General features: G+C 61.3%; 12 protein-coding genes. 3 read left to right on the top strand and 9 right to left on the bottom strand.

What is annotated here, in order from left to right:
• The first annotated feature begins 4 nt into the window (after nt 1-4).
• A complete protein-coding gene (locus tag FBZ99_RS19840) occupies nt 5-1,384 on the top strand; it encodes an aspartate aminotransferase family protein (protein WP_113353231.1) in 1,380 nt (459 codons plus the stop codon).
• A 143-nt stretch (nt 1,385-1,527) separates the two neighbouring features.
• Complete coding sequence (ehuR, locus tag FBZ99_RS19835; protein ID WP_145634450.1) at nt 1,528-2,958, top strand: MocR-like ectoine utilization transcription factor EhuR; 1,431 nt, start codon at nt 1,528-1,530, stop codon at nt 2,956-2,958.
• Between the two features lie 37 nt (nt 2,959-2,995).
• On the opposite strand, the gene ehuA is transcribed toward ehuR, so the two are convergent.
• The 9 genes from ehuA to FBZ99_RS19790 all read right to left on the bottom strand — a co-directional run bounded on the left by ehuA (nt 2,996) and on the right by FBZ99_RS19790 (nt 11,843).
• Nucleotides 2,996-3,760, bottom strand: coding sequence for an ectoine/hydroxyectoine ABC transporter ATP-binding protein EhuA (gene ehuA, locus FBZ99_RS19830; RefSeq protein ID WP_113353233.1), 765 nt, complete (start codon nt 3,758-3,760; stop codon nt 2,996-2,998).
• The gene (gene ehuD / locus FBZ99_RS19825; RefSeq protein WP_113353234.1) at nt 3,757-4,449 is read right to left on the bottom strand and encodes an ectoine/hydroxyectoine ABC transporter permease subunit EhuD; all 693 of its coding nucleotides are present in this window, start codon (nt 4,447-4,449) and stop codon (nt 3,757-3,759) included. Before ehuD ends, ehuA begins: the two co-directional genes overlap by 4 nt.
• Nucleotides 4,446-5,111, bottom strand: a complete 666-nt coding sequence (gene ehuC / locus FBZ99_RS19820) for an ectoine/hydroxyectoine ABC transporter permease subunit EhuC (RefSeq protein WP_113353235.1) — start codon at nt 5,109-5,111, stop codon at nt 4,446-4,448. The genes ehuD and ehuC overlap by 4 nt, the downstream gene beginning before the upstream one ends.
• Nucleotides 5,112-5,204: 93 nt before the next feature.
• Nucleotides 5,205-6,062 (bottom strand): ectoine/hydroxyectoine ABC transporter substrate-binding protein EhuB, encoded by an 858-nt coding sequence (ehuB, locus tag FBZ99_RS19815; RefSeq protein WP_145634448.1) that lies wholly within the window; start codon nt 6,060-6,062, stop codon nt 5,205-5,207.
• 103 nt (nt 6,063-6,165) lie between these two features.
• Nucleotides 6,166-7,185, bottom strand: coding sequence for a N(2)-acetyl-L-2,4-diaminobutanoate deacetylase DoeB (doeB, locus tag FBZ99_RS19810; protein ID WP_145634445.1), 1,020 nt, complete (start codon nt 7,183-7,185; stop codon nt 6,166-6,168).
• 9 nt (nt 7,186-7,194) lie between these two features.
• Nucleotides 7,195-8,373 (bottom strand): ectoine hydrolase DoeA, encoded by a 1,179-nt coding sequence (gene doeA, locus FBZ99_RS19805; RefSeq protein ID WP_113420767.1) that lies wholly within the window; start codon nt 8,371-8,373, stop codon nt 7,195-7,197.
• Nucleotides 8,374-8,375: 2 nt separating this feature from the next.
• Nucleotides 8,376-9,386: an ectoine utilization protein EutC gene (gene eutC, locus FBZ99_RS19800; RefSeq protein ID WP_145634443.1), complete on the bottom strand. Its 1,011-nt coding sequence runs from the start codon at nt 9,384-9,386 to the stop codon at nt 8,376-8,378.
• Nucleotides 9,383-10,360, bottom strand: coding sequence for a hydroxyectoine utilization dehydratase EutB (gene eutB, locus FBZ99_RS19795; protein ID WP_145634685.1), 978 nt, complete (start codon nt 10,358-10,360; stop codon nt 9,383-9,385). The genes eutC and eutB overlap by 4 nt, the downstream gene beginning before the upstream one ends.
• A gap of 283 nt (nt 10,361-10,643) precedes the next feature.
• Complete coding sequence (locus FBZ99_RS19790; protein WP_246661146.1) at nt 10,644-11,843, bottom strand: DUF3422 domain-containing protein; 1,200 nt, start codon at nt 11,841-11,843, stop codon at nt 10,644-10,646.
• A gap of 273 nt (nt 11,844-12,116) precedes the next feature.
• On the opposite strand from FBZ99_RS19790, the gene FBZ99_RS19785 reads away from it, so the two are divergent.
• Nucleotides 12,117-12,665, top strand: coding sequence for a VOC family protein (locus FBZ99_RS19785; protein ID WP_145634439.1), 549 nt, complete (start codon nt 12,117-12,119; stop codon nt 12,663-12,665).
• The last annotated feature ends 2 nt before the right edge of the window (nt 12,666-12,667 follow it).

Genomic DNA, 12,667 nt, shown 5'->3' with positions numbered 1-12,667 from the left:
GAATATGTTGGACAAGCGCAACGAATTGAATGCCTGGGACAGGGACCATTTCTTCCATCCCTCGACCCACATGGGAATGCATGCGCGCGGCGAAACTCCGACGCGCGTCATCGCCGGCGCCGAAGGCGTCTACATCACGGATACCGCCGGCAAGAAGAGCCTCGATGCCTTTGCCGGCCTTTATTGCGTCAATGTCGGCTATGGAAGGGAGAAAATCGCCAATGCAATCGCCGAGCAGGCAAGGAACCTTGCCTATTACCACGCCTATGTCGGCCACGGCACGGAAGCTTCCATCACGCTTTCGAAGATGATCATCGACCGCGCCCCGGAAGGCATGAGCCGCGTCTATTTCGGGCTTTCCGGGTCCGATGCCAACGAGACCAACATCAAGCTCATCTGGTACTACAACAATATTCTCGGCCGACCGGAAAAGAAGAAGATCATTTCGCGCTGGCGCGGCTATCATGGCTCAGGCGTCATGACGGGCAGCCTCACCGGTCTCGAACTCTTCCACAAGGCCTTCGACCTGCCACGTGCGCCGATCCTCCACACCGAGGCGCCCTATTTCTTCCGCCGCGCCGACCGCGCGATGAACGAGGAACAATTCGCGCAGCATTGCGCGGACAGACTGGAGGAGATGGTCCTCGCTGAAGGTCCGGAGACGGTCGCGGCCTTTATCGGCGAGCCGATCCTCGGCACCGGCGGCATCGTTCCGCCACCGAAGACCTACTGGCAGAAGATCCAGGCCGTCCTCGACAAATATGACGTGCTGCTCGTCGCCGACGAGGTCGTCACCGGCTTCGGCCGTCTCGGCACGATGTTCGGCTCCGATCATTACGGTATGAAGCCGGATCTGATCACCATCGCCAAGGGCCTGACTTCCGCCTATGCGCCGCTTTCGGGCAGCATCGTCTCCGACAAGATGTGGCAGGTTCTCGTGCAGGGATCCGACCAGCTCGGCGCCATCGGTCATGGCTGGACCTATTCGGCGCATCCGATCTGCGCGGCTGCTGGTATCGCCAATCTCGAGCTGGTCGACGAACTCGGCATCGTCGAAAATGCAGGCTCTACCGGCGCCTATTTCCGCTCCGAACTCGCCAAGGCCGTCGGCGGCCACAGGCATGTCGGCGAGGTTCGTGGCGACGGGCTGATGGCGGCCATCGAATTCGTCGAGGACAAGGATGATCGAAAGTTCTTCGATCCCGCGCAGAAGATCGGACCGCAGGTGGCGTCGGCATTGCTCGAGCGCGGTGTCATCGGCCGCGCCATGCCGCAAGGAGACATCCTCGGCTTTGCGCCGCCGCTATGCCTGACGCGCGAGGAAGCCGATATCGTCGTCAAGGCGGCGGCCGGCGCCATCGAAAGCGTATTTTCGAACCGCTGATCCGCTCCTGACGAGGCGACCCTGCACATCCTACGCCAATGGCGCGGCCTGTTGTTGACAAAAGGCCGCGCCATTGCATTCGGTCGTCGCCATCCGGTGCCGAATGGTGTACATGGACTCCTGTAATTGTACCGGATCAATCCATGTATCGTCATGATTCAAAAAGCCAGGACAATGGCGCCTGGAAGCCCGTCCTTCAGCATCGCAAGGGCGTGACCAAGCACAAGCTGCTCACCGACAAGATCATCTCCGACATCGATGACGGCATTCTGCCCGTCCACGCGCAGATGCCAACGCATCGCGATCTTGCCCATGCACTGGGAATTTCTGTCCAAACCGTGAGTTTGAGCTACAAGGAGGCGGAGCGCCGCGGCTACCTGCGCGGCGAGGTGGGGCGCGGCACCTTCGTGCGCAGCCGCGTCACCGAACGCGCCGACAGCTTCATGCTCGATCGCGATCCGAGCGGCAGCGCCGATCTCTCCATCATCCGAGCTGTCTATACCGAGGCGCATGAGCGATCGGCCCGTGAACTGATGCAGGCGCTTGCCGAAAGCGACAATAGCAGCTTCATGCGGCCCTGCCGGCCGATCGCCGGCCTCGATGCCCATCGCGCCGCGGCGCAGGTCTGGCTCGCCGGCTTGTCGGTGAAGACCGATCCAGACCGGATCCTGATCACGAATGGCGCGGCGCACGGGCTTTTCCTTGCCGTCGCTTCGGTCGTTCGTCCCGACGAAGTGGTCCTGACCGAGAGCCTGACCGATCACGGCATCATCGGCCTTGCCAATGTTCTCGGCTTTACGCTGCGTGGTCTTCCGACCGATCGCGAGGGTATCCTGCCCGAGGCCTTCGAGGCGGCCTGTGCCATCGGCGACGTAACGGCGCTTGTCATCGTTTCCTCGCTTGGCAATCCCACCAGCCATGTCATGGGGGCCGAGCGTCGGCGCGCAATCGCGGATATCGCCCGCCGGCATGGTGTCTTCGTCATCGAGGATGAGGTTTACAAGCCGATGCTGCGCGATCCCCTTCCCTCGATGGCGGACCTCATACCCGAGCTCGGCTTCTTCGTGACCAGCTTCACGAAATCCGTCATGACGGGATTGCGCATCGGCTATCTCGTCGTGCCGGCACATTATTCGATCCGCGCCGCTTCGATCCTGCGCGTCACCGGATGGAGCGCCACTAACGTCGTCGCCGAAATGGCGTCGCGCTGGGTACTGGATGGGACGGCGCAAGCCCTGCTTGCCGTCCAGCGAAGCGAGGCGGAGGCCCGGCAGGCGATCGTCTCTGATGTGCTGGCGCCATTCGTCGCCGGCAGCCATCCGCTGTCGCTTTGCGCCTGGCTTTCTGTTCCGGAACGTTGGACCGAGGAAGGTCTCGCGCGGGCGCTTGCCCGCAAAGGCGTGGCGGTCACGCCATCCGATCCGTTCGTCGCCGGTGGAGAGCGGCCGGTCGGCGGCATCCGCATCTGTCTCGGTGGCCGACTCTCCCATTCCGCCCTTCGCTCGGCGCTCGAAACCGTTCGCGGCACGTTCGAACAGCTGCCGCCTGTCTTCGATGTGGGATCGATCGTTTAATCGCAACGGAAGGCGTCAAGTTCAGCGCTGCATCCGATCAAAGAACGGAGCGCAGAAACTCCTTGGTGCGGTCTTCCTTCGGCGCGCTGAAGATATCTTCCGGCTTACCTTGCTCGCAGATGCGGCCCCTGTCGAAAAAGCAGACGCGATCGGAGACTTCGCGGGCAAAGCGCATCTCATGGGTGACGAGCAGCATGGTCAGATCATGTTCATGGGCTAGATCGCGGATGACGCCGAGCACCTCGCCGACGAGCTGCGGATCGAGCGCCGATGTCGGCTCGTCGAACAACAACACCCTTGGACGCATGGCGAGCGCACGGGCGATCGCGACGCGCTGCTGCTGGCCGCCGGAAAGCTGGCTCGGATAATGATCCTTCTTCTCCGAAAGCCCGACCATGCGCAAAAGCTCGACCGCGCGGCACTCGGCCTCCGCCCGGCCAAGCCCGAGCACGCGTGTCGGCGCTTCGACGACGTTGCGCAGCACGGTCATGTGCGGAAACAGGTTGAAGCTCTGGAACACCATGCCGACATGGGTACGGATCTGGCGCAGATGCGCCTCGCTGGCGAGGAAACGACCACGGCCGTTATCCTGATGATAGGACATACCGGCCAGATGCAGGGTACCCTCCTGGAAAGGTTCGAGCGTCATCAGGATGCGCAGGACCGTCGATTTTCCAGAACCGGAAGGACCGATCAATGTCACCTTTTCGCCGGGCGTGACGTCGAAGCAGAAATTGTCGAGAACGGTCAGGTGGCCGTAGCGCTTGGTCACATCTTGAAAGCGGATCAGTGGTTGCGTCATTTGAGAGCAATTCCGTTTTTCGGCAACGCCTTTTCGAGCCAATGAATGGCCGCCGAGCAGACGAGCGTGAGGATGAGAAAGATCAGGCCGACGAGCGAAAGCGGCACCAGATACTCGAACGTCCGATCCCCGATAAGATTGGCGAGGTTGAGCATATCAACCACCGTGACGACGGACAGGACCGGTGTCTCCTTCAACATGGACACGAGATAGTTGCCCATGGCCGGAATGATGCGGGGAATGGCCTGTGGGATTATGATATCCCAATAGGTGCGGCCGCGGCTGAGATTGAGCGCCGTCGCAGCTTCCCATTGTCCGAGCGACACGGCATCCAGGCCGCCGCGATAGACCTCCGACGTATAGGCCGAATACTGCAGACCGAGCGCCAACGCACCGGTCAGGAAGGCCGGCAGGACGATGCCGTAGATCGGCAGGACGTAATAGAGGAAGAAGAGTTGGACGAGCAGCGGCGTATCGCGCAGGAACTCGATGACGAAAGCCGTCGGCCAGGAGATCACCGCGAAGCGGCTGCGCCGCAGCAAGGCGAAGACAAGGCCGAGAACAAGCGCGATCGCAAAGCCGGCGGCCGCCGCCTCCAGCGTGACGATCAGGCCGATGCCAAGGATCGGCAGGATCGACAATGCGAAAGACAGCGTCGTCGACGTATCCCAGGTGAAGCCATACATCATGCCGGGGCCCTCCCCGGGAAGGCGACGCCACGGCGAAGAATCGTCTCCAGCCAGCGCATGAAGGCAACCAGAATGAGCGCCATGATGAAATATCCGATGAGCGTCAGCGAATAGATCGTTACGCTGTCGAGCGTGATGTTGCGCAATTGCTGCGCCTGGAAGGTGAGATCGCTGATTGAGATCAGCGACACCAATGCGGTGTCCTTCAGATTCTGGACGGCGAGATTACCGAAGGCCGGCATCATTTCGACCACGGCCTGCGGTAGGACGATATGGAAGAGTGTCTGGCCGTGCCCGAAATTCAAGGCGCGCGCCGCCTCATGTTGCGTGTCGGGAACCGCCTGCAACGCGCCGCGCACCACCTCCGCGCCATAGGCGCCGATGTTGAGCGCCAGACCGGCGATGCCCGTGGTGATGGGATCGAAGGAGATCCCGATCAGCGGCAGCGCGTAATAGAGCCAGAAAAGCTGCACCAGAAGCGAGGTACCGCGAAAGATCTCGATATAGACGATCGCGATTGCGGAGAGCAGCCGCCCTCCGGCAAAGCGCGCAAGGCCGGCCGCAAAGGCGAGGATCGCGCCCAGGAACATCGAGGCGACGGCGATGAGCGCCGTCACCTCCGCGCCCTTCAGCAATGCCGGCAGATAGTGGGTCCAGCTCATGTCCGGGTCACCTCCGTTCCAGAATGGGAGGGGCCGAACGACCCGGCAATCTTCCGCGGATGGCCGCCGAGTCGCTCTCGATTATCGATAGGCTCATTTGCCCGCGCACAGGTCTTCGGTGCTCTTCGTGCGCGCGGCCTCGACGCTTTCGGCGCTGAGACCATAGGACATCAGGATTTTCTTGTAGTCGTCGGTCTTCTTGAAAGCCTCGAGAGCGGTATTGAAGGCCTTGTAGAGATCCTTGTCCTCGGGCCGGAAATCAAAGCCGCCATAGCTTCTGACGGATTTCCCGTTGATGACCGGATCCGTGAACGGCTCTGCGTGCTCGACATTCGTGCTGCCCTGAACGAGCTTGGCGACGGTCAGTTCGGTTGCCGCATAGGCGTCGGCGCGGCCGGTCTGGATCGTGGACAGCGCATCCGCATTCGCCTGGATCATGACGATCTGGGACTCCGGAATGCCGAGACCATGGAAGAAATCGAGCTGATCGGCACCCGATACGATCGCGACCTTGAGCGACGGATCCTTCTTGATATCCTCATAGGAATGCAGCTTCTTCGGATTGCCCTTCGGCACCAATAACCCCTCGCCGTAGCTCGAATTCGGCGTGGTGAATTGCACCTGCTTGCAGCGCTCCGGCAGGATGTTCTGCTCGGCGGCAACGAAGTCGAAGCGCTTGGCCTTCAGGCCGGGGATCAGCGACCCGAATGGCGTCACGGTCCAGTCGACTTCCTTGACACCCATCGACTTCAGCACGGCGGCGGCAACATCGGGACCAATGCCCTTGGCGGCACCGCTCTCGTCCATATAGCTATAGGGAACCTCGTTGGCGCTGGCGCCGCGGATGTAGCCATCCTTCTTGATCTGCTCGAGGCTGGCGGCATGGGCTGAAACGGCGAAGCCAAGGGTCAGGCCCGTGGCAATGAGGCTGCGGTAAAAATTCGATCTCATGGTTCACTCCTCTGTGGTTGGATTCCGCTATCGGCCGTCCGGTTTTCCGGTTCTTTGCCGTCGCGGGTTGGTGATCCGCGCCGCGCTGTCGCGGCGCGGCAATTCAGGGGCCTCCCGTCAAGGTCGCGACGACGGCCAGGCAATCCCCGGTCTTGATGAGGCCGGGGAAATGACGTGCGGCGAGAACACCGTCCAGCGCGGCCCTATAGTCCGAGGGCTCCGATCCGGTGCGTCCAATCGGATGGATACGGGCGATGATTTCTCCTCGCGAAACCTTCTCACCCAGGTCCTTGAGCGGTTCGAATAGGCCGTCGCCATCGGAAAAGATGAAGCAGTCCGACGACGGCATGTCGAGCCATTGCGTCGCTTCGATCTCCGGGGCGCCTGCAACGATTCCGGCGTGCTTCAGCACATTCAATACGCCGCGCTTGGCAATGGAAGCCGTGCGCGCCGATATGGTTCCACCGCCCGAAAGCTCCGTGGTCACAAAGACCTTGCCCATCTCCTCGGCCGTTGTGTCGTACATGCCGACAGCATCGATCTCGATCATTCGCATGGAATAGGGTGCGGAGAACGCGGCAACTCCATCGAAGCAGGCCTTCTCCTGGCTCGTATCCGGCAAAGCATGCGCTGCGGCATAGGGCAGGAAATCGAGGGTGCGCCCGCCAGAATGAAAGTCGAGCACGATGTCGGCAAGCGGCAGCAGGTAGCGGGTAAAATAGTCCGCGATCTTCTCGGTCACGCTGCCATCAGGCCGGCCCGGAAAACTCCGATTGAGGTTGCCTTTGTCGATCGGCGAGGTGCGCGTTGCTGCGCGGAAGGCAGGGTAATTCATCGCCGGAACGATGATGATCCTCCCCTTGATCTCCTCCGGCTTCAGCGTGCGGGCGAGATCGAAGAGGGCAACGGGGCCCTCATATTCATCGCCATGATTGGCGCCAGTTAAAAGCGCCGTCGGCCCCTCGCCGTTCCTGATGACGCAGATGGGGATCATGATCGAACCCCAGGCGGAATCGTCGCGCGACCAGGGAAGGCGCAGATGCCCGTGCTGGATGCCGTCGCGATCGAAATCGACTGTCGGCGTGATCGGCGATGGCCGTTTGGATATGCTCATGTTGTTCATCTCAGGCGATCACTTCACGACAAGTCGTCGGGGAACGTTGGAGAGGCACTCGACGCCACTCTCGGTGATGACGATGCTTTCGGTGATTTCCATGCCCATGTCTTCCAGCCAGAGACCGGTCATGAAATGGAACGTCATGCCTGGTTTGAGCTCGGTGCGATCGCCGGGGCGCAGGCTCATGGTCCGCTCGCCCCAATCCGGCGGATAGGAAAGGCCGATCGGATAGCCGGTGCGGTTGTCCTTGACGATCCCGTATTTCTTCAGGACCGCGAAGAAAGCGTTGGCGATATCCTCGCAGACGTTACCTGGCTTGGCGGCGGCAAGGCCGGCCTCCATGCCCTCAAGCGTCGCCTTCTCCGCGTCGAGAAAGGCCTGCGTCGGCTTGCCGAGGAAGACGGTGCGCGACAGCGGGCAATGATAGCGGCGATAGCAGCCGGCGATCTCGAAGAAGGTGCCGTCGCCGCTCTTCATCGGCTTGTCGTCCCAGGTCAGATGCGGGGCGGAGGCATCGGCGCCCGACGGCAGCAAGGGAACGATGGCAGCGTAATCGCCGCCGAAGCCGTCAACGCCGCGAATGCCGGCATCATAGATTTCGGCGACCAGATCGGATTTGCGAATGCCCGGCTCGACCTTTTCGACGATCCGCTGGTGCATGGCCTCGACGATGCGACCTGCCTTGCGCATATAGTCGAGCTCGGTCTTGCTCTTGACGGCGCGCTGCCAGTTCACGAGCCCCTGGGCATCCTTGAAACGGGCATTCGGCAAGTGCTTGACGAGCGAGGCATAGGCAGCGGCGGTGAACCAGTAATTGTCCATCTCGACGGCGATCGAGGCGTTGGCCCAGCCGCGTTCCTCGATGATCTTCGAGAGCAGATCCATCGGATGGCGCTCATTGGACTGCACGTAGTGATCGGGATAGCCGATGATGTTGTCGTGGGCCAGATAGGCGGTGCGCTTGGCGCCATTGGCATCCTGGCCACGGCCATACCAGATCGGCTCGCCGGAGCCTGGCACCAGCACGCATTGATGCACGTAGAAGGACCAGCCGTCATAGCCGGTGAGCCAGTGCATGTTGGAGGGATCCGTGACTATGACGAGATCGACACCGGCTTTTTCCATCGCGCGGCGCGTCTTTTCGAGCCGCTCGGCATATTCGGCGCGGGTGAAATTGAGGGTTGGTTCGCTCACGCTTAGTCTCCTGATGCTTTCGTCGTTTCGATCGCTTGGCCTGCGCCGGCCGAGACGGCGCGTCGATGGGCAAGCGTGGCAATGGCGGTATCCTGGACGCCGGTCCCGGTCAGATCGCAAAGGGTGATCGCCTCGGGCGACCGGCGGCCCGCCGCTTTGCCGGCGATAATGGCGCCGAGTTCGGGGAAATCGGCGCTTTCGCTCACAAGTCCTGCTACGATCGCATGATGAAGCTCGCCCAGGCGCCGCGTCTGTTTCAGGCTATCGGCGACGTAAGGCGTGGCTTTCAAAATCAGGCGCGGATCGATCTCGTTCTTGTGTTCGGCGTCGGAACCCATGGCGGTGACATGCTGGCCCGGCTGCAGCCAGGTGGCATCGAGGATCGGCGTATCCGACGGCGTGGTGGTGACGACAATATCGGCGTCACGGCAGGCTTGTTTGGCATCCGCTTCCGCCACGACGGGAAAGCCGAGTTCGGCCGTCAGGTCGGTCGCGAGTTTGTCGGCCTTTGCTAGATCGCGCGCCCAAATCCGTGCAGCCTCGATTGGTCGGACGAGCGCAAGCGCGCGCAATTGCAGACGGGCTTGCATGCCGGCGCCAAAAATCGCTGCGATCCGGCTATCTGGGCGCGACAGGTGTCGCGCGGCAACGGCCCCTGCGGCGGCCGTGCGCACATCCGTCAGATAGCCATTATCGAGCAGGAGCGCCTCGACCAGGCCGGTGCGTGCCGACAGGAGCATCATCAGCCCGTTGGTGCTTGGCAGTCCAAGTGATGGATTGTCGAAGAAGCCGGGGCTGACCTTGATCGCGAAACTGGCGAGATCGGGAACATAGGCCGTCTTCACGTCGACCTCGCCGCGATGGGCGGGGATGTCGAGCCGCATGATCGGTGGCATTTCCACGGCCTTCGTCGCCAGCGCCGCGAATGCCTGCTCGACGCAATCGACAGCATCGCTATCAAGCTGAACGACCTTGCGAAGGTCTGTTTCCGTCAGGATCAGCACGCGTGTCATGGCGCCACTCCCTCATCGAGCCCGCTCACGATAGCCCGATGGGTCGCCGGATCGATATTGCCTCCGGAAACGACGACAACCGTTGGACCATTGGATTTGATCTTGCCGGCAAGCAGGGCCGCTATCCCGACCGCGCCCGCCCCTTCGACCGTCAATCCCTCGATCAAGGCCGCATGGCGAATGCCGGCGGCGATCTCCTCCTCGCTGAGCAGGATGACATCATCGAGAAGCGTCCGGCACATTCGGAAGGTCAGGCGGTTATCGAGCCCAATGCCGCCGCCCAGTGAATCCGCCAGGGTCTCTACCTCCTGCACATCCGTTGGACGACCCGCCGCAAGGCTTGTCGCCATCGCCGCGCCGCGCTCCATCGAAACGCCGACCACCTTGGCGGCCGGCAGACGGCTCTTGATCGCGGCGGCAACGCCCGAGGCCAGCCCTCCGCCCGAGACTGGTACAAGGACAAGCGCGGTCTCAGGCAAGTCATCGGCGACCTCGAGTCCGAGCGTGCCTTGGCCTGCAATGACATCGGCATCATCAAACGGGGGAATGAAATACATGCCCTCTTCACGGACGAGGCGCTCGACCTCCGACATCGCATCATCCTGCGAGTGTCCGACGATACGGATGTCCGCGCCAAGATTTCGGATAGCTTCGACCTTGTTGGTCGGAACAAGCGCGGACAGGCAGATGGTCGCACGGGCGCCCATCGCCTTGGCGGCGTGGGCAACCGCCCTGCCGTGATTGCCGGTCGATGCCGTCACCAGCCCGCGCGAACGTTCCTTCTCGTCCAAACATAGAAGCGCGTTCGTGGCGCCGCGAAGTTTGAAACTGCCCGTATGCTGATGGTTTTCCAGCTTGAGATGAACTGGAATACCCGCCCGCTGAGACAGAGCTTGCGAGAGCCGCAACGGCGTGCGCAGCACCTTTGGGGCAATGCGCCGCCGCGCCGCTTCTATATCCTCCAGCGTCACCATCATTGTCATGGCGCGCACCGATGCCTTGCCAATGATGCAACCGGCGTCATCACGAATTTCATCTCTTTCTCGGGCTGAATGTTCATGACATCAGCGTGAAAGAGACAATGGATCATGTCAATCTGTATATTGTTTCATTACAATTATAAGTGCTTCTTCCAAGACCGACAGCCAATTGAGGGCATGTCGGCATGACACGCGCTTGGCGGCTCGCCAAGCGCGTGGGAGTTCGGATTCGTGCTGGTGCTGGCAGCAGTTGCCGTGCGCTACGTTCAAAAAGACTTCAGGGTTTCAGCGCGTGCCTGACCCTCAGGATCGCGAGGGCAACCGCTCCGATCACCACGGGAATGGAGATCAGCATGTAGATCGGATTGATGTGAAGGCCGGCATGATCCGCCGTCTCGATCGCGACCTTGATCAGGCTCAGAAGGTAGTAGCTGATGGCGATGATCGAGAGACCCTCGACCGCCCGCTGAATTTTGACCCGGGTTTCGGCGCGTTCGGCCATGGCCTGAATCTGAACGGCGTTCTGGACCTCGATCTCCACCTGGATGCGGGTCTGAAGCAGGTCGATCAGATGCATGGTCGCATGCGACAATTGCTCCAAGCGCAATGCGGTCGCTTCACAGCTCCTGACCGCCGGTTTGAAGCGGCGCGCCACGAAAACCCCGAAACGCTGAAAACCTGGAACGTGGGTCTCGCGCAGCTCGGCGATGCGTTCCTCGACGATCTTGGCGTAGGCTGCCGTTGCGCCGAAGCGATTGCGCGTCTGTGCCGCCGCGGAGATCACCTCCGCGGAAAGCTGAGAGATCTCATCGAGCAGCCGCTTATGGTCTTCAGCGGAGGTCGATACGTGGCGATTGGTCAATTCGACAAGCTTCCGGTCGTAGCCGCCAAGAACCGGGCCAAGCCGCCGCGCCTCCGGAAAGCCCAAAAGCGCCATGACGCGGTAGGTCTCGATTTCATAGACCCTGCGCACCATGCGGCCGAGCCGATAGGCGTTGAGGTCGTGATTGAAAAGGATCGTGCGGCTGGTACCATTGTCTCCGACGCGAAAATCCGAGCAAACGAGCGCGGCTCCGCCGCCAATGGTGGACGCTGCCGTATCGCCGAATTGAAGCGACGAAAGGAGAGGGCCAAGTTCGCTGGGCGCCGATCCGCAAATGAGAATTTCCAATCGGCAAATGAACGCCCAGTCGATCAAGCCAGCGAGCCGCGCCGCCTCATCGATCGACAGGGAACCCGCGGGCCAGGCCGACGGATCGGCCTCAAGAGGTGTCACCCGGGTGACGGTCACGAACTCGGTATGAAACTCGACCTGTGTTCGAGGGCCTTCGATTGCGTCCTCGGCAACGACAACGCGGTGGCTGAGGTCGGAGATCGAGGGTGATGTGCCCGACAGGGCGATATGCTCGACCAGCGCCGGACCCGAAAAATAGATCGATGGCCGCGCATGAAGTTCCGAATTGAAATCGACTGCCACCGCTTTCGCCCCCCTAAGCACATCCCTACTCTCATCGTATGCCGGCCATTGCTGCGATCGGCAATGCTTCGCTGCCTGCGACAGAGTGTCCCGAGGTTTTGAAGCCAACCCTGCTCGCCGGAATTCTGACATAGGGTAGGCTCGACGCAACCAGCATCGATCGTATGACTTGCGAAGCAAGGCTTTCGGTAGAAAATGGCGGCGCCCGCGCGACGGGGCCGCGGAACCACACAGGCGACGGTTCGTCCTGGAACTGTTGAAGGGGAGACTTGCATGACAAATGCCGCAAGCCTGGGATTGCCAGGCCTCCTGGGTCAAGACCATACGGGCATTACCGTTCCTGATCTTGACGAGGCACTCGAATTCTTCGTCCGAATCCTTGGTTGCAGGCATGCCTATACATTCGGCCCGATCGGTGACGAAGACGGCGATTTCATGCGCCAGGCGCTGGGCACTCATCCACGCGCCCGCATCAGGCGCGCGGCGCTTATCCGCGTCGGCTACGGCTCCAGCCTGGAGCTCTTCGAATATGAGGCACCGGACCAGCGCCGCCTTGAACAAAGGAACAGCGACATCGGCGCCTTCCATGTCGGGCTTTATGTCGAAGACATTCAGGCGGCCAAGGCCTACCTGGATACACAAGGCATCCCGACCCGCCTCGGACCGCTCCCCATCAGCGAGGGACCGAATGCCGGACAGAGCATTCTCTATTTCCAATCACCCTGGGGCTTGCAATTGGAGCTCATCAGCTATCCGGAGGGCATGGCCTACGAAAAGACGGCCGAAACCATCCTTTGGTCACCGAAATCTCCGGAAAAATGATT

It is taken from the genome of Rhizobium sp. ERR 1071 (genome assembly GCF_007828675.1).
Taxonomy (GTDB): Bacteria; Pseudomonadota; Alphaproteobacteria; order Rhizobiales; family Rhizobiaceae; genus Rhizobium; species Rhizobium dioscoreae.
The sequence above is the reverse complement of the archived record's forward strand: the minus strand, read 5'-3'. Positions and strand labels throughout refer to the sequence as shown.

Coding starts and splice junctions, on each gene's coding strand:
- FBZ99_RS19840 (WP_113353231.1), top strand. CDS start 5: ATGTTGGACAAGCGCAACGAATTGAATGCCTGGGACAGGGACCATTTC.
- ehuR (WP_145634450.1), top strand. CDS start 1,528: ATGTATCGTCATGATTCAAAAAGCCAGGACAATGGCGCCTGGAAGCCC.
- ehuA (WP_113353233.1), bottom strand. CDS start 3,760: ATGACGCAACCACTGATCCGCTTTCAAGATGTGACCAAGCGCTACGGC.
- ehuD (WP_113353234.1), bottom strand. CDS start 4,449: ATGATGTATGGCTTCACCTGGGATACGTCGACGACGCTGTCTTTCGCA.
- ehuC (WP_113353235.1), bottom strand. CDS start 5,111: ATGAGCTGGACCCACTATCTGCCGGCATTGCTGAAGGGCGCGGAGGTG.
- ehuB (WP_145634448.1), bottom strand. CDS start 6,062: ATGAGATCGAATTTTTACCGCAGCCTCATTGCCACGGGCCTGACCCTT.
- doeB (WP_145634445.1), bottom strand. CDS start 7,185: ATGAACAACATGAGCATATCCAAACGGCCATCGCCGATCACGCCGACA.
- eutC (WP_145634443.1), bottom strand. CDS start 9,386: ATGACACGCGTGCTGATCCTGACGGAAACAGACCTTCGCAAGGTCGTT.
- eutB (WP_145634685.1), bottom strand. CDS start 10,360: ATGGTGACGCTGGAGGATATAGAAGCGGCGCGGCGGCGCATTGCCCCA.
- FBZ99_RS19785 (WP_145634439.1), top strand. CDS start 12,117: ATGACAAATGCCGCAAGCCTGGGATTGCCAGGCCTCCTGGGTCAAGAC.